We start from the raw sequence: 15,371 nt of genomic DNA, 5'->3' as shown, positions 1-15,371 counted from the left end.
TTACGGCGTGCAGGTCGCAGGCGTTCCGGGCGTCTGGCCGGCCGCACAGGTTGGCAGGGGCGAGAGGGGCGTGGGGCCCGCCACGGGTGAGGAGGTGGTGGGAGCAGGCGTGGGTGCCGCCGTCGTGGGCGCGGGTGATGGAGCGGTCGCGTAGATGACGGTAATCAGCGAACCCTTGGGCACCACGCCGGTCGGATTGAGCTCCAGGACGGTGCCGGGGGCGGCCGTCCGGCTCTCCTGCGGCAGGACCGTCACCTGGAGTCCCAGGTTGGCAAGGGCAGTCTGGACCTGGCGGTAGTCCTTGCCGAGGTAGGCGGCCGGGATCACGTTGACCGTGTCCTGGGTGGGCTCGGAAGTAGGCGTCGGCGTCGGTGTGCTGCGCGTCTGCGTCGGCGTGGCTGACGCAGTGGTCCGCGTGGGCGTTGCCGACGACGGCGGCGCGCTGCTGGTGGTGATGCCGGATGTCGGGTTGCCGGAGGGCGAGAAGAGTCCCATTTGGTTCAGCAGGAAACCCACCAGCGCAAACAGGAGCAGCAGGATCAGGGCGACCAGGGGCCAGGTCCATGGACTGCGTCCCTTGCGCCGGGGCTCATCGGAGGGACCGTCGTCGTACGTTTCCTCCTCCTGGTCCCAGTTCCGCTCGGCAGCCAGCGCATCGGCCCGGGCCAGTGGCCCCTTGGGAACATCCCCGTCGGCGGAAGCGCCCGCGGCGCCCGCAGCCAGCCCGGCCGCGGCGCCCGCCGCGCCGGCACCCAGCACTGGAAGGGCTGATGTGGCAGCCGGAGTGGAGTCATGCTGGGCGCCAATGACTCCGGTGGGGGCAGTGGCAGTGTCAACGGGGGCCGTGATGGGCCCTGTGTCGGCGTCGAAAAGAAGCATGCCGGGAACGGCGGCGCGTGCTGCGCTGATGTCGCCGTTGCGGATGGCCTCCGCAGCCTCGGCCAGCTTGATGGCGTTGGCGGGACGGTCCTTGGGGTCCTTGGCCAGCATTGACATCAGGAGGGCCCGGACCGGGGCCGGCAAGGTCTCCGAAAGAGGCGGCGGAGCGTCGTTCACCTGGGCCAGGGCAATGGCGATCTGCGATTCGCCGGAGAAAGGACGGTGCCCGCTGAGGCACTCGTAGCCGATAACGCCGAGCGAGTAGATGTCCGAGGATCCCGTGGCGGTTTGGCCGGTCGCCTGCTCGGGTGCCAGGTACTGCGCCGTTCCCATGACCTGGCCGGTCTGCGTGAGGGGCACCTGGTCGGCGAGGCGGGCGATGCCGAAGTCCGTGACTTTGACCCGTCCGTCCGGGGTGATCAGGAGGTTGCCGGGCTTGACGTCGCGGTGGACCAGGCCCTGGGCGTGGGCGACGGCCAGGGCGCGGGCGGTCTGCGCAATGATGGACAGCGTGCGGTCCGGCGACAGCACTTGTTCGTGCTCGATGATGCTGCTCAGGGGCTGGCCCGGGACCAGTTCCATGACCAGGTAGGCCGAGCCTTCTTCTTCGCCGTAGTCAAAGACGTTGGCGATTCCCACGTGGTTCAGCAGGGCAGTGTGGCGGGCCTCCGCACGGAAGCGCTGGAGGAATCCGGGGTCCCCCGTGTACTCCTCCTTCAGCACCTTGATGGCGACGATGCGGCCCAGGACGAGGTCTTTGGCTTTCCAGACTTCCCCCATGCCGCCGATCGCAATCCGCGTGGTCAGCTGGAATCTGCCGCCGAGGGTGATTCCGGTTGTAGGCCTCACTTATTCAACACCGCCTCAAAAATCTTCTTCGCGTTAGGACTGGTCAGCTGTGCGCCGGTGGTGATGTTCACGCCCTCCATGACGATCGTGACACTCACCTGCGGATTGTTTGCGGGCGCGAAGCCGGTGAACCAGGAGTTATTGGTTCCGTTCCCGAGCTCTGCGGTTCCTGTCTTGCCGGCCACCTGGACGCCGGGGACCGCTGCGCCCTTGGCAATGCCCTCGCTGACTGCGCTTGCCATCCACTCGGTGATCTGGCTGGCGATCTGCGGGGTGGTGGAGGTGCGCAGTTGCTGCGGCTGCGGTTCGTCGATGACACGAAGGTCCGGGGAGCGCAGGGTCTTGATGAGGTTAGGCTGCATCTGCTTGCCGCCGTTGGCGATGGCGGAGGTCATCATGTTGATCTGCAGCGGCGTGGCGCGGACATCCTTCTGTCCGATTGCCGACTGGGCAAGGCCGGGTGCGTCCAGGTTTCCGGGGAAACCATTGCCCAGCGCGTGGCCCAGCTTCAGCTGGCCGCCGACGTCCTCGCCGAAGCCGAACTTCTTGGCCTGGTCGGCGATGGCGTCGCGGCCAAGATCCAGGGCAATGCTGGCGAAGGGGGTATTGCAGGACTGCTGCAGCGCGAAGGCGAAGCTGGCGGTGTCCCTGGTGTAACAGTTGCCGCCCGCGTAGTTGGGCAGTTTGTACTGGATGCCGTCAAAGGGCATCTCCGCCGGGTTGGGGAGGACACTGTCCTTGTTGTACTTGCCGGAGGCAAGCGCCGCCGCGGTGTCCACGAGCTTGAAGACCGATCCCGGTGCGAGCAGCTCGCCGGTGGGGCCGCTGACGTTCTGGTTCAGGTTGATGCCCGGAACCTTGACCAGCTCGTTCATGCCGGCGCGCTCCGCGGCAGCGTCCTGGGTGGCCACCACGTTGGGGTTGTAGGACGGCTTGGACACCATGGCCAGGATGGCGCCGGTCTTGGGGTTGGTCACCACAATCGAGCCGCGCTGTCCGTCCGGGATCAGGCTGTAGGCAAGCTTCTGGATCTGGGGGTCGATGGTGAGTTCCACGGACGCGCCCTTGGGCTGGTTGCCCAGGAAGAGCTGGCCCACCCGGTCAAGGAAGAGCTGGTCCGAGTTCCCCGCCAGTTCGGCGCCCATGGCCTGTTCCAGGCCGGTGGCGCCATAGTTCTTCGAGAAGTAGCCGGTGATTCCCGCATACAGTTCCGGCTGCGGGTAGGTGCGCTGGAACTTGCAGGTCTCCGAACCGGTTTCCACCGACTCGGCAACGGGGGTGCCCCCAACGATGATGGCGCCGCGGTCGTTGCAGTAGTTCTGCAGGATGGCACGCTGGTTCAGGGGGTTGGTCTTGAGGTCGTCGGCGCCTACCACCTGCACGTAGCTGATGGCCCCGAACAGCAGTGCAAACATGGCCACTGCGGCTACCCATGAATGCCGGATTGCCTGGTTCATGCCTGCTTCACCGCCTCGGTTGGAGTGTCAATGCCTGTTGCCGCTGCCGTCCCGGCCGGCGGCAACGGTGTAGTGTCCACCGGCCCGCGGGCCGCATGCGAGATCATCAGGAGCAGTCCCACAATGATCCAGTTGGCCAGAAGGGACGAACCGCCGGCCGCCAGGAACGGCGTGGTAAGCCCGGTCAGTGGAATGAGCCGGGTGACCCCGCCGATGACCACGAAGCACTGAAGCGCCACCGCGAAGGAAAGGCCGCAGGCGAGCAGCTTTCCGAACGCGTCCCGTGTGCCCAGGGCGGCGCGGAATCCGCGGGTGATCAGCAGCAGGTACAGCAGGACGACGGCGAACAGGCCGATGAGGCCCAGTTCCTCGCCCAGGGAGGCGATGATCATGTCGCTGTTGGCGAACGGGACCAGGTCCGGGCGGCCCTGGCCAAGGCCGGTGCCCACCAGGCCGCCGTTGGCCATGCCGAACAGGCCCTCGATGACCTGCCGGCTGCCGTTCTCGTAGACATCGGGGGAGAAGGCGTTGAGCCAGCCGTAGACGCGCTGCTGGACGTGGGAGAACACCTGGGCGGCCACGAAACCGCCGCCGAGGATCAGCGCCAGTCCAATCACGACCCAGCTGATGCGGCTGGTTGCCACGTAGATCATGACGATGAACAGCCCGAAGAAGAGCAGGGAGGAACCAAGGTCCCGCTGGAAGATCAGGACACCGATGCTGACCAGCCACGCGGTGATCATGGGGCCCATGTCCTTGAACCGGGGAAACTGCAGGGGGCCGATCTTGCGGCCTGCCAGCAGGATGAGGTCACGGTTGGAGGAAAGATACCCGGCGAAGAATATGGCGAGCGTAATCTTGGCTACTTCGCCCGGCTGGAACGTCATGGGGCCAAACCTGATCCACACCCGTGCGCCGAGGATTTCGCCGGCGCTGATTCCCGGGACCAGGGGCAGGATCAGCAGCAGGGCGGACGCAGCCAGGGAAATGAAGGTGAACCGGCGCAGGATGCGGTGGTCCTTCAGGAAGAACACGACGGCAATGGCCACCGCCATGGCGATGAGGGTCCACCGGAGCTGGTTGTTTCCCGTGTCCTCGCCCGGAGCATCCAGGCGGTGGATCATCGCAAGACCCAAGCCGTTAAGGGCGACGACAATCGGAAGTATTACCGGATCAGCATACTTTGCGCGGAAGCGCAGGACACCGTGGAAGGCCAGGGCTGCCGCTGCCAGCAGGCTGGACTGGAACCAGAAGTCGGAATCGAAGGCCTTCTCCTGGTCCACGCCCACCATCATGTTGGCGCCGATGCCAACGGCAAGGGCCAGGAGCAGGAGGGCAAGTTCAACGTTGCGGCGGGGCTTGGGCAAAGTGCTTACCTGGCTCATTTGGCCGCCTCGCAGGTGATAGTCGGAGTGGGGGACGGAGAAGCCGCGGAGGGTGCGGGCGCGGCGGCATCCGGTGCGGGCGGCGGAGCGGCTGCGCTGGCGGGCGGTGCTGCACTTGCCGACGTGCCTGTGCTTGCCGACGGGGCAGGCGCAGTGGCGGAGGCAGATGGCCTGGGGCACTCCTCCTCGGGGGAGGTTGATCCCGTGAGCTCCAGGTTCTTGACGATCCGCTGCGCGTCATAGAGGTCATTGGCGGGGACGGTCTGGCGGACCCGTTGCTGCGAGAACGGCGGGAGCGAGTCCATGCGGATATCCGTCACAGCCTCAAGGGAGGACAGCTGGATGGGTCCCAACCGTTGGGAGACCCCGTTGTAGATGGCCACCCGGGAATCGAATTCGCCGACGTAGTAGCGGGTCTGGGTCCAGGCGTACCCCAGCCACAGGCCGACGGCAACGACAACCAGCACGGCGGCTGCAACGGACCAGGCCACCCAGCGGCGCGGACGCAGCGTCGGCAAAGTGTCCTCGGGATCGACGGCCGGTTCTGCCTTATGGGTGAGGAGCGTGGCTGCCCGTCGTGCCACGGTACGTCCGGCCACGGTGGGGATGGAGCCCGATTCGGCGGCGGCAGCGGCAGCACCCACCAGTTCATGCGGGCGGGAGGCAAGTTCTTCGCGGAGGACTTCAGCGGAAAGATGTTCGCCCAGGTGGGGATCTGTACTGCCGGCCTCGGAGGAGCCGGCCTCCGGATCCCTGGTGCCGCCGTCGGCGGTCTTCTTTTCGGGCGCCCGTTCCTGCCCGGCATCGTCAGTGGCTGAACCGGACTTGGCCGGTTCCGTCCCGCCGGCCGGAACAGGGGACGCGGCGGTGGCGCCTTGCCCGCCAGCTGCCGCGGCAGCGGACCTGCCGCCCTGCACCGGCGGAACGATTTCGACGGCGGCCGTGCTGACGTCGTCGGGCGTTTCCTCCACGATGTCCACCATGACCACGGTGACGTTATCCGGCGAACCGGCCTCAAGAGTCAGTTCAACGAGGGTGTCAGCGCATTCGTGCAGGTTGTGGGTTTCCCGGACCGTCCGCTCCACGGCGTGCGCGGCGACGTAGTTCAGCCCGTCGGAGCACAGCAGCCACCGGTCGCCGGGACGGGCGTCCAGGGTGTCCAGATCGAGTTCGGGGCTGGCATCGACGTCGCCCAGGACCCGCATGAGGACATTCTTGTGCGGGTGCGTTTCCGCTTCCTCAGGCCTGAGCCGGCCTTCGTCGATGAGCCGCTGGACGAAGGTGTGGTCCACGCTGACCTGTTTGAATTCGCCGTCGCGGAGCCGGTAGGCCCGGGAGTCGCCGATGTGCGCGAAGTGCAGTTTGCCGTCTGCCAGCAGGAGGGCCGTCACGGTGGTGCCCATGCCGGCCAGCTTGGGGTTGATGTGCACCAGTTCGGAGAGCAGTGAGTTGGCGGTCTGGATTTCGTCGGCAAGGATCGTCCCGGCCTCATCGCCGTGGTCGGGGCTGTCCAGGTGGATCATGTCCAGGACGGTCGCGGCTGAGGCAACGTCACCGCCCGCGTGGCCGCCCATGCCGTCGGCGACGACGGCGAGGTGGCGGCCCGCGTAGGCGGAATCGTCATTCTTCGAACGGATCCGGCCGACGTCGGACCGCGCCGCGAAGCGCATGATGAGGGGCCGCTGCGCCGGGCTGGAGCCGGTTGCGGGGTTTTCAGCCTCGGCCACGGTCACGGCCTCAATTCAATGACCGTCTTGCCGATTCTCACGGGGACCCCTGGCTCCACGGGCAGGGCACGGGTCAGTTGCTGGTCTCCCAGGTAGGTTCCGTTGGTGGAGCCAAGGTCTTCGATGAACCAACGGCTGCCCTGCGGGAAGAGCCGGGCGTGGCGGCCGGAAGCGTAGTCGTCTTCCAGCACCAGGGTGGCTTCCTGGGCGCGGCCCAGCAGGATGGGGCTGGCCGCCAGGGGCAGGGTCCTGCCCTTGAGCGGGCCTTCGACCACCACCAGTTGCCGGGCCTGCTGCTTTACGGGCTGCGGGGTCTCGGCAAGTTCCGGGTTCCGGCGGACCTGGCGGGCGGTGGGCACGCCGGATGCGGCCTTCCGGCCCAACATGAGGTCCCGGCGCATGGCGGAGACGATGCTGAAGATGAGTACCCAGAGGAGCAGCAGGAAGCCGAACCGCAGCGCGGTGATGGTCAGGTCGCTCATGCGTGGCCACCCGGGTTGGCAGGAAGCAGGCGGAAGATGATCTTTGTCCGTCCCATCGTGATGGTGGAGCCGTCTGTGAGTTCGATGCTTCCGGAGACCTTCTGCCCGTTGACGTAGCTGCCGTTGGTGGATCCCAGGTCCACGGCGCTGGTGGCGCCGTTGGCCGTTCGGATTTCCAGGTGGCGCCGCGATACGCCTGTGTCATCAATGTGGATGTCCGCCTCGGACGACCTGCCCAGGACGATGGACGGGGCGTTCAGCGAATAACGCTGGCCCTCGATGTCCAGCACAGGCTGCAGCCTCACGGGCGGCCGGCTGGGAGCTGCCGGCACGTTCGGCCGGGGCGGCGTGGCGCCGCCGGGGCCTTGGGACTTTTCGGTGGAGGAGGCAATTTCGAAATCACCGGGGCGGAGTGCCGTTTCGCGGCGGAAGGAGATCCGGACGGGCCCCTGGAGGGTGTAGCCCTGGCTCCGGACGTGGTTGATGACCACGTCGCAGAGTTCTTCGGCCAGCGGCGTGCCCCACTCCTGTGCGCGTCCGAAGTCCTCATCGCTGAGCTGGACGTCGAAGACGTTGGGCACCAGCGTACGTCCGGCCGCAATGGTGATCGCTTTATGGTCCACCTCGCGGCGGAGCCTGCTGGCGATCTCCACAGGTTCGACCTGGGCCTTGGAACCGGTGGAGAAGACACCGCGGACGGCCTTTTCAATGCCACGTTCAACCTTGTCCAGCAGACCCATGGTTCTTCTCCTTTCCCCCCGGTTCCGGGGCAGTAGTTGTTGCTGACCAGCACCTGCAGGGCGGTCCGGCACTGCGCGGCATGCCCGCCGGCAGCGGCCACTCCTACATCCGATACTACTGGGCACCCCTGCGAATGACCTTAATCCACAACGGCCGGGCGCCGGCAAAAGTTCAGATCTGTGACTGGTCCGGTCCCAACCCGCGCAAACCGGCGGCGGCTCCGGCCCTCCGTCTCCGGCCGGTAAGGCCCCTCTGTTATGCCGCCTTTAAGGGCATGGGGAAAGGGTGCCGGCGGCCAATTGGTAATTTGCGGCATCTGTCCGTTATGCTTGATCTCGCTGCTTTTACGAGGCGCGAAAACGGGAAACCGGACCGGCTGAGTGGAAGAAGTTGCGCGCGAGTGGCGGAACGGCAGACGCGCTGGCTTCAGGTGCCAGTGTCCGAAAGGGCGTGGGGGTTCAAATCCCCCCTCGCGCACGCAAATGGTAAGGGCCCCAATTACACGATTGGGGCCCTTACCTATTTAACACCGGGCTGGGTCTGGAAACGTCAGGGGCTTGTTCGCAGATCCGGCCCTCGAGGGCCTGGATCCGCGAACAGGCTTAGGACCCGGCGGTCCTGGCTGCGTCCTCCTGACTGGACGGGCGCGCCGACGCCTTGAACCGGCGTCGTGAGTTTGCCAGGTGGCAGCGCATGGCTGCCGCGGCCCCAGCCTCGTCACCATCTGCGATGGCGTCCCGGATGGATCGGTGCTCCAGCACCACCTGGTCGAAATGGTCCCGGGCGTAGTGTTCGACGCCGGTCATCAGGCGGGTGCGCGGCATGGCGATCATGGTTTGCCCCAGCGCCGCCAGGCAATCTGAGTAATAGGGGTTGCCGGATGCCGCCGCCACAGCGCGGTGGAACTCGAAATCCGACTTCATGGCGTGGGCAGGGTGGCCTGCGCTTTCGGTGAAGGATTCCAGTGCGGCGCTGACGGCCCGCAACTGGCGGTCCGTGCGGTTCCGCGCCGCCAGTGCGGCGGCTTCGGCCTCCACTCCCATCCGGAATGCCAGCAGGTGCAGCCGGTCCTCCGTGGTGGCCACCGGGCGGCCACCCGGCACTGCCGGGGGCACGTCGGTGGGGGGAGTGAGGGCGAAGCTTCCCCGCCCCCGCTCGGTTTCGACAAGCCCTTCGGCCTGGAGCCGGGTGAGGGCGGCACGGACGACCGTGCGGCTGACGCCAAAGTCGTTGATGAGCGTGTTCTCGCTGGGCAGCTTCTCGCCCGGCTGGATCACGCCGTCGACGATGCGGTTGCGAAGGTCAGCGGCAAGGTCCGCGGTGAGGTTCCGGCTCATGGCTCAAGATTACGCGCCGAACTCTACGCGCTCGGTGGTCCAGGCACGGGCCTGATCGCTGAGCGTGATGCCAAGGCCCGGGCGGTCCGGAACGATCATGCGGCCGTCTTTGGTTTCCAGCCGTTCATTGAACAGCGGGTCCAGCCAGTCGAAGTGCTCCACCCAGGGTTCACGGGGGTAGGCCGCCGCGAGGTGGAGGTGGATTTCCATGGCGAAGTGCGGTGCCAGGCCCAGCCCGCGTTCGTCTGCGAGGGCGGCGAGGCGCAGGAACTGGGTGATGCCGCCCACGCGCGGGGCGTCGGGCTGGATGATGTCGCAGCCATTGGCGGTGATCAAGCCCTTGTGCTCGGCCACGGACGCCAGCATCTCGCCGGTGGCAATGGGCGTGTCCAGGACCTGTGCCAGATGGGCATGCCCTTCGAAGTCGTAGGCGTCCAAGGGCTCCTCGATCCAGACCAGGTCGAATTCCTCGAGGCGGCGTCCCATCCGCAAGGCGGTGGCACGGTCCCATTGCTGGTTTGCGTCCACCATGAGCGGCACGTCCCAGCCGATGTGTTCGCGGATCCCTGCCACGCGGCGGAGGTCTTCCTTGCTGTCGGGAAGGCCAACCTTGATTTTGATGCCACCGATGCCTTCCTCGACGGACTGCGTGGCCCGGGCCTTAACTTCGTCCAGGGTGGCATTCAGGAAGCCGCCGGAAGTGTTGTACGTCCGGACGGAGTCGCGGTATGAGCCCAGGAACTTCGCCAGCGGCAGGCCTGCGCGCTTGGCCTTGAGGTCGTACAAAGCAATGTCGACGGCGGCGAGAGCCTGGGTGGCGACGCCGGACCGGCCCACCGAGGCACCTGCCCACAGGAGCTTGGTGTAGATCTTCGCGATGTCGTTGGGGTCCTCGCCGATGAGGCCTTCGGCGACTTCCTTGGCGTGGGCGTACTGCGCCGGGCCGCCCGCGCGCTTGGAGTAGCTGAAGCCGATGCCGGAGTGGCCCAGCTCCGTGGTGATCTCCGCGAACAGGAAGACCACCTCGGTCATGGGCTTCTGCCGCCCGGTGAAGACCTTGGCGTCGCTGATGGGAACGGCGAGGGGAAGGCGGGCGGTGGACAGTTTGACGTGCCGGATCAGATCAACGGTGCTCATAAGTTCTCCTGGAGGCGGGATAGGGCTCCTTCGCCCCACCTGCTTAGGATATAAGTAGCAGACTTGTATTACAAGTACATCCGCCGGAGGTGTGGTGCGACACTCCCGGGCCGGAGCAGGAATAGTGGCGGACCCCTGCGCCGTTGTCGCAGGCATGAAGGCAATTACCTACAGCGAATACGGAAGCCCGGACGTCCTTGAATTGACCGAGAGGCCGATGCCGAAGGTGGGGCCGGGGATGGTCCTGGTCAAAGTGAAGGCAGCCTCGGTGAACCCCGTGGACTGGAAGATCATGGCCGGTTACCTGGATGCGGCAATGGACCTGCAGTTTCCCGCGATCCCGGGATGGGACGTGGCGGGGGTCGTCGAGTCGGTGGGGATCGACGCCCGGGCGTTCCAGCCCAGTGACGAGGTCATTGCCTACGGCCGGAAAGACTATGTCCATGGCGGAAGTTTTGCCGAGTACATCGCATTGCCGGAACGGCTGCTGGCCCGCAAGCCCGAGTCTCTGGGATGGAACGAATCGGCGGGGCTTCCGCTGGCCGGACTGACCGCTTACCAGGTCCTGAACCGCCTGGGCCTCGCGTCCGGTGAGACTGTCCTTATCCACGGTGGCGCCGGTGGAGTGGGGTCGCTGGGCATCCAGATTGCGGTGGCATTGGGTGCGAAGGTCATTGCAACGGCCTCCGAAAAGAACCATGAATTCCTCCGCTCCTTGGGGGCCGAGCCGGTTGCCTATGGGGAAGGGCTCGTGGAGCGTGTTCGTGCATTGCGTCCCGCCGGCGTGGAGGTCGTTGCCGACTTCGCTGGAGGCAATCTTGAGGCGACGCTGGCCGTACTGGCTGAAGGGGGCAGGCATGCATCCATCGCCGACAGCGAAGTGGAGGAGCACGGCGGCACCTGGATGTGGGTCAGTCCGGTGGGAGCAGACCTGCAGGAGCTCGCCGGGTTGGTGGACCGGAACAACATCAGGGTAGAGGTTGCCAAGGTTCTTCCGTTGGCTCAGTCCGCGGAGGCTTTCCGCCTGAACATGGAGGGCCATACCCGGGGCAAGATCGTGGTGGCCGTGGACGGAGAAGCCTGATTCAGGGCTTTTGCGGCACGGCGGCCAGCGCTATGAACCGGATGTGGCGTCCTGTGTCCGCAGAGCCCCCAGCCCGGAGATCAGCGCATCAAGCCCCAGGCTGAAGGCGGTGTCGGCAGGCCGGCCACGCTCCCGGCCAGCTGCCGAACTGCGCACCGCGGCAGAGAAGTTGGGGGTGGAGCCGGCCATGGAGCCGGAATCGAAAATGTCCTCCGGAGCGGTGACGTCGTAAGCGGAGCCGAAGATGAAGGACTCCAGCGCCACGATGGCGGGGATGATGCGCTCCTGGGGGAAGCCGGCGTCGAGGAACCCCTTGCTCACGGTTTCGTACATGGCAAGGGTCTGCGGCGCGTCCGTCACGGGCAGGACGGCGATCACGGGAATCAGCGGTGTGTGCTCGGCGAAGACATCCCGGTAGCTCCACGCCCAGGTCCGGACGGCGTCCTCCCAGCTCCCGCCGCCGAAACCCGTAACGTCCACCAGGGACATCAGGTGGTCCTCCACCAGCAGCAGGACGTCCTGCTTTGATGCCACATGGTTGTAGAGGGCGGAGGGAGCGACGTCCAGCACCTTTGCCAGGGCGGCCATGGTCAGCCCGTCATATCCCTTGCGGCTGATCAGTTCCAGCGCGGCTTCGGTAATTCCGGACTTGGCCAGCACGGCCGCAGACGGCCTGCCTGCCCGCCTCCTTTGTGCTCCGCCGTTGCTGGTGGAGCGTCCCTGTGCGGCTGATACTGCCGGCATTGCTGCCCTTTCGTCGATGTCCCCTGCATTATTCCACCCGGCACTTCCCCTCCCGGCAGGCACCCGCTATAGTTCTCATAAATGAATGGCATTCATTTAGTGGTCCCCGTCACTAAGGGGCCCAGAGAGGACATCATGCTGAACCTGAACCGCGACGTCGTGGTCGTCGGAGCCGGGCCGTCCGGACTCACCGCCGCCCGCGAACTGAAAAAGGCCGGCCTCACGGTCGCCGTGCTCGAGGCCCGTGACCGCGTGGGCGGCCGCACCTGGACCGACACGGTGGACGGTGCCATGCTCGAAATCGGCGGCCAGTGGGTTTCCCCGGACCAGACCGTACTCCTGGACCTGCTCCAGGAGCTGAACCTGGAAACGTACCCGCGCTACCGCGAAGGGGAGTCCATCTACATCGGCGCGGACGGCGCACCCGTGCGCTATACGGGTGACACGTTCCCGGTGGATCCGGACACCGCCGTCGAAATGGACCGCCTGGTGGCCCTGCTGGACGGCCTTGCGGCGGAAATCGGCCCCACAGAGCCCTGGGCGCATCCCAAGGCGCGTGAACTGGACACCATTTCCTTCCATCACTGGCTCCGGCAGAACTCGGGCAACGAGGAAGCGTGCAAGAACATTGGCCTCTTTATCGCCGGCGGCATGCTGACCAAGCCGGCCCACGCCTTCTCTGCCCTGCAGGCCGTCCTGATGGCAGCCTCCGCAGGTTCGTTCACCCACCTGACGGACGAGGATTTCATCCTGGACCGCCGCGTGGTGGGCGGAATGCAGCAGGTCTCGCTGCTGCAGGCGCAGCAGCTGGGTGACGACGTAATCCTTAACTCCCCGGTGCGCACCGTCAACTGGGAGCCGGATTCCGACGGCGGCCACCGGGTCACCGTTGAATCCGACCGGGCCACGGTCAACGCCCGGTTTGTGATCATGGCCGTACCGCCGAACCTTTACTCCCGCGTCTCCTTCAACCCGCCGCTGCCGCGCCGCCAGCACCAGATGCACCAGCACCAGTCCCTGGGCCTGGTGATCAAGGTGCACGCCGTCTACAGCACGCCCTTCTGGCGGGACAAGGGACTCTCCGGCACCTGCTTCGGGGCGGACGCCCTGGTCCAGGAGGTCTACGACAACACCAACCACGGCGATCCGCGCGGCACCCTGGTGGGCTTCGTGTCGGATGAGAAGGCGGACGCCGTCTTCGAACTCAGCGCCGAAGAGCGCCGGAAGGCCATCCTGGAATCGATCGCCGGCTACCTTGGCGACGAGGCCCTGGCGCCGGAGGTCTACTACGAGTCCGACTGGGGCTCGGAGGAGTGGACCCGCGGCGCCTACGCCGCCAGCTACGACCTGGGCGGACTGCACCGTTACGGCAAGGACCAGCATGCACCCGTGGGCCCCATCTACTGGTCATCGTCCGACCTTGCTGCCGAGGGCTACCAGCACGTGGACGGCGCGGTCCGCATGGGCCGGATTACCGCTGCACGCATCGCCGAGGTGGCAAAGGTGCCGGTGGCCGCTGGCTGGTAAATAAGCATGCTTACTAATAGGCTGGCGGCGGGGAGCGTCCCCGACTTTCGACGAACGAGGTGAGGCATGACTGACGCCCAGAGCATCAGCAAGGTTACTGAGATCATCAACGATTCCAGGATCGGGATGGTCACCACCATCAACGAAGAAGGCGCCCTCGTCAGCCGGCCGCTGGCCGTCCAGGAGGTAAAGGACGACGGCGACATGTGGTTCTTCACCGGCCTTGGCACTTCCCAGGTTGCGCATGTCCGGGCTGATCCGCGCGTGAACGTCGCCTTTGGCAGGAAGACCGAATGGGTTTCCGTGGCCGGGACCGCCGAAGTGGTCACAGACCGGGCAAAAATCCGTGAACTGTGGAACCAGGCGGTTGAAGCCTGGTTCCCTGATGGCCCGGATACCCCCGAGGTGTGCCTGCTGCGCGTCGATTCGGATTCTGCCGAGTACTGGACCAGCCCCGGCGGCACGGCCGCCACGGTGCTGCAGTGGGTGAAGGCAAAGGTCACCAACAGCCGGATGAGTGTCGGTGAAAGCGGCACCGTGGAGCTGTAGTTCCCGGGAGCGCCGGGTAAGCGAACGGGGCGGAGCGGCTAGGGCTGCTCCGCCCCTTTCAGTGCCTGCAAGACCGCCGGAAACAGTACGCCGTTCCTTCCCCAGACCGGATCCAGGATTTCCACGTACCAGGAGTCGGCCAGGAGCAGGGCCAGGGCATCATTGGTTTCCTCTGCCCAGTCCCGGATCTGTTCCTCCTCAACGGGGTTCTCGCTGGAGCCGAGCACGGTGGTGACTTCCGATCCGGCAAGGGTTACCGGGATGGCTGCACTGCTTGCCTCGCCCGGTGCATGTGCCACGGTCACCAGTTCGGTGCGGGTGGACAGCGCCAGCAGTTCACCGGCGGTGGCGGCGCTGCAGAATCCGGTGACGTACTCCCGTTGGGCCGCGGCCCCGTTACGGATGCCGGGCTGGGATTCCTTGGTGAACAACCCGTGACGGTTCAGCTCTGCCAAGTCTGTGGCGATGGGTTTGGTCTCGTCGTCGGAGCCCGGCGCAAAGTGTCCAGGCTGGTAAGAACTCCCGCCCTCCAGCCACCGGGCAGTCAGTTCGCCGGCCGCTTCCAGTGTGGTGGCCTGCCGCCAGACTCCGCGGTCCTCCAGCAGGCGGCCATACTGATCGTGGACAGGCAGTTCCTCAGGCTTCATCCTGGGATGCTACCGCCGGGCTCTCCGCTGATCCACCGCCGGCGACACAGCAGTTAACCTCAGGTGGCCTGCTCCGCAGGCAGCGCCGCCGGGATTCCCGCCGCCCGTTCCGCCGCTGCCAATGACGCAGCCAGCCTTCCGACGGCGTCCGGGTAACCCTTGTGCGCGGCCGTCCGCAACTGGTCCGCCGTCCGCATCGCCTTGATCAGTGCCGACGTTTCGGGCAGCCGCACGTCAGTCAGTGCCGGGTAGTCGATGCTGTACGCCGGATCAAGTTCGTAGCGCTGCCACCGGACCATGAGCTCGTCGTGATGCGCGCTGGCGGCCTGGTGGGCCGAACGCTGCCGCCGCCCTTCCCGGCGGGCGGTGCGCCAGGCCAGGAACCGGGGGCTGCCAAGGTAGGCGGCGATGCCGGCAGCGGCAGCTGCCCCTGTCAACAGCAGTCCAGCCCACGGCGAGACCAGGGCGGGGATAATCAACGCGGGAAGGGCGACACAGGCACCCAGGAACAGGTCCCAAAACAGCTGGTCCGGAGCCTCCGCTGCGCGGCCGGCCAGTGCGTTGCCGGCTGGTGCGCTGCCTCCGGAAGCCAAAGCCCGGCGTCGGACAACAAAGACCGTGGCGGCCACGCTGGCCACCAGCACGGGACCGCACAGCAGGACCGCCCACGCACCTTGAAGCAGCCCCTGCATCAGAGACTCCGCCACAACTGACATCCTGCACCTCCAGCGCCCAGCCCCCGGGCCGGAAGAGGCCGGGCTGGTCCTTCCATTGCACCGTCTCCCGGGCGCAGCGTCAATGGCGGAGAAGGCGTGCCACAACCTCA

Annotated in this window: 14 protein-coding genes and 1 tRNA gene; 4 read left to right on the top strand and 11 right to left on the bottom strand. The window is 66.3% G+C overall.

All coding sequences use genetic code 11. The features are described from left to right. Genes ASG79_RS15485 through ASG79_RS15460 form a run of 6 tightly spaced genes read right to left on the bottom strand, consistent with a single transcriptional unit; the run spans position 1 to position 7,519 of the window. Entirely contained in the window at positions 1-1,728 is a 1,728-nt protein-coding gene (locus ASG79_RS15485) for a protein kinase domain-containing protein (protein ID WP_056392312.1), read from the bottom strand. After that, positions 1,725-3,185, bottom strand: a complete 1,461-nt coding sequence (locus ASG79_RS15480) for a peptidoglycan D,D-transpeptidase FtsI family protein (protein ID WP_056392311.1) — start codon at positions 3,183-3,185, stop codon at positions 1,725-1,727. The genes ASG79_RS15485 and ASG79_RS15480 overlap by 4 nt, the downstream gene beginning before the upstream one ends. Continuing rightward, positions 3,182-4,570: an FtsW/RodA/SpoVE family cell cycle protein gene (locus ASG79_RS15475; RefSeq protein WP_056392309.1), complete on the bottom strand. Its 1,389-nt coding sequence runs from the start codon at positions 4,568-4,570 to the stop codon at positions 3,182-3,184. Before ASG79_RS15475 ends, ASG79_RS15480 begins: the two co-directional genes overlap by 4 nt. Further along, the gene (locus ASG79_RS15470; RefSeq protein ID WP_056392523.1) at positions 4,567-6,297 is read right to left on the bottom strand and encodes a PP2C family protein-serine/threonine phosphatase; all 1,731 of its coding nucleotides are present in this window, start codon (positions 6,295-6,297) and stop codon (positions 4,567-4,569) included. Before ASG79_RS15470 ends, ASG79_RS15475 begins: the two co-directional genes overlap by 4 nt. Before the next feature lie 2 nt (positions 6,298-6,299). Continuing rightward, positions 6,300-6,779 (bottom strand): FHA domain-containing protein FhaB, encoded by a 480-nt coding sequence (locus ASG79_RS15465; protein WP_018769901.1) that lies wholly within the window; start codon positions 6,777-6,779, stop codon positions 6,300-6,302. Continuing rightward, the gene (locus ASG79_RS15460) at positions 6,776-7,519 is read right to left on the bottom strand and encodes an FhaA domain-containing protein (RefSeq protein ID WP_056392307.1); all 744 of its coding nucleotides are present in this window, start codon (positions 7,517-7,519) and stop codon (positions 6,776-6,778) included. The genes ASG79_RS15465 and ASG79_RS15460 overlap by 4 nt, the downstream gene beginning before the upstream one ends. 395 nt (positions 7,520-7,914) lie before the next feature. On the opposite strand from ASG79_RS15460, the gene ASG79_RS15455 reads away from it, so the two are divergent. Then, positions 7,915-7,997 (top strand) — tRNA-Leu (locus ASG79_RS15455). Between the two features lie 125 nt (positions 7,998-8,122). Here the strand turns inward: ASG79_RS15455 and ASG79_RS15450 are convergent. Next, a complete protein-coding gene (locus ASG79_RS15450; protein WP_056392305.1) occupies positions 8,123-8,857 on the bottom strand; it encodes a FadR/GntR family transcriptional regulator in 735 nt (244 codons plus the stop codon). A 9-nt stretch (positions 8,858-8,866) separates the two neighbouring features. Further along, positions 8,867-9,994, bottom strand: coding sequence for an L-talarate/galactarate dehydratase (locus tag ASG79_RS15445; RefSeq protein WP_018769904.1), 1,128 nt, complete (start codon positions 9,992-9,994; stop codon positions 8,867-8,869). Between the two features lie 154 nt (positions 9,995-10,148). Here ASG79_RS15445 and ASG79_RS15440 point away from each other — a divergent pair, with 154 nt between their 5' ends. Next, the gene (locus tag ASG79_RS15440) at positions 10,149-11,078 is read left to right on the top strand and encodes an NADP-dependent oxidoreductase (RefSeq protein ID WP_056392521.1); all 930 of its coding nucleotides are present in this window, start codon (positions 10,149-10,151) and stop codon (positions 11,076-11,078) included. A 30-nt stretch (positions 11,079-11,108) separates the two neighbouring features. Here the strand turns inward: ASG79_RS15440 and ASG79_RS15435 are convergent, their stop codons facing one another. Next, positions 11,109-11,822, bottom strand: a complete 714-nt coding sequence (locus ASG79_RS15435) for a TetR/AcrR family transcriptional regulator (protein WP_026265867.1) — start codon at positions 11,820-11,822, stop codon at positions 11,109-11,111. A gap of 135 nt (positions 11,823-11,957) precedes the next feature. On the opposite strand from ASG79_RS15435, the gene ASG79_RS15430 reads away from it, so the two are divergent. Both ASG79_RS15430 and ASG79_RS15425 read left to right on the top strand, forming a co-directional pair. Beyond that, complete coding sequence (locus ASG79_RS15430) at positions 11,958-13,349, top strand: flavin monoamine oxidase family protein (protein WP_018769907.1); 1,392 nt, start codon at positions 11,958-11,960, stop codon at positions 13,347-13,349. A 66-nt stretch (positions 13,350-13,415) separates the two neighbouring features. Next, the gene (locus ASG79_RS15425) at positions 13,416-13,898 is read left to right on the top strand and encodes a pyridoxamine 5'-phosphate oxidase family protein (RefSeq protein WP_018769908.1); all 483 of its coding nucleotides are present in this window, start codon (positions 13,416-13,418) and stop codon (positions 13,896-13,898) included. Positions 13,899-13,936: 38 nt separating this feature from the next. On the opposite strand, the gene ASG79_RS15420 is transcribed toward ASG79_RS15425, so the two are convergent. Next, positions 13,937-14,545, bottom strand: coding sequence for a DUF6919 domain-containing protein (locus tag ASG79_RS15420; protein ID WP_018769909.1), 609 nt, complete (start codon positions 14,543-14,545; stop codon positions 13,937-13,939). A gap of 59 nt (positions 14,546-14,604) precedes the next feature. Continuing rightward, positions 14,605-15,261: a hypothetical protein gene (locus tag ASG79_RS15415; RefSeq protein WP_056392304.1), complete on the bottom strand. Its 657-nt coding sequence runs from the start codon at positions 15,259-15,261 to the stop codon at positions 14,605-14,607. Between the last annotated feature and the right edge of the window lie 110 nt (positions 15,262-15,371).

The sequence above is a fragment of the Arthrobacter sp. Soil761 genome, from assembly GCF_001428325.1.
Lineage (GTDB): Bacteria > Actinomycetota > Actinomycetes > Actinomycetales > Micrococcaceae > Arthrobacter.
This window is presented reverse-complemented; position numbering and strand designations above follow the sequence as displayed.

What these genes read in the sequence shown, in the direction of transcription:
- ASG79_RS15425 (WP_018769908.1), top strand. Translation starts at nt 13,416, where the DNA reads ATGACTGACGCCCAGAGCATCAGCAAGGTTACTGAGATCATCAACGAT.
- ASG79_RS15440 (WP_056392521.1), top strand. Translation starts at nt 10,149, where the DNA reads ATGAAGGCAATTACCTACAGCGAATACGGAAGCCCGGACGTCCTTGAA.
- ASG79_RS15435 (WP_026265867.1), bottom strand. Translation starts at nt 11,822, where the DNA reads ATGCCGGCAGTATCAGCCGCACAGGGACGCTCCACCAGCAACGGCGGA.
- ASG79_RS15450 (WP_056392305.1), bottom strand. Translation starts at nt 8,857, where the DNA reads ATGAGCCGGAACCTCACCGCGGACCTTGCCGCTGACCTTCGCAACCGC.
- ASG79_RS15460 (WP_056392307.1), bottom strand. Translation starts at nt 7,519, where the DNA reads ATGGGTCTGCTGGACAAGGTTGAACGTGGCATTGAAAAGGCCGTCCGC.
- ASG79_RS15445 (WP_018769904.1), bottom strand. Translation starts at nt 9,994, where the DNA reads ATGAGCACCGTTGATCTGATCCGGCACGTCAAACTGTCCACCGCCCGC.
- ASG79_RS15475 (WP_056392309.1), bottom strand. Translation starts at nt 4,570, where the DNA reads ATGAGCCAGGTAAGCACTTTGCCCAAGCCCCGCCGCAACGTTGAACTT.
- ASG79_RS15465 (WP_018769901.1), bottom strand. Translation starts at nt 6,779, where the DNA reads ATGAGCGACCTGACCATCACCGCGCTGCGGTTCGGCTTCCTGCTGCTC.
- ASG79_RS15430 (WP_018769907.1), top strand. Translation starts at nt 11,958, where the DNA reads ATGCTGAACCTGAACCGCGACGTCGTGGTCGTCGGAGCCGGGCCGTCC.
- ASG79_RS15415 (WP_056392304.1), bottom strand. Translation starts at nt 15,261, where the DNA reads ATGTCAGTTGTGGCGGAGTCTCTGATGCAGGGGCTGCTTCAAGGTGCG.
- ASG79_RS15420 (WP_018769909.1), bottom strand. Translation starts at nt 14,545, where the DNA reads ATGAAGCCTGAGGAACTGCCTGTCCACGATCAGTATGGCCGCCTGCTG.
- ASG79_RS15480 (WP_056392311.1), bottom strand. Translation starts at nt 3,185, where the DNA reads ATGAACCAGGCAATCCGGCATTCATGGGTAGCCGCAGTGGCCATGTTT.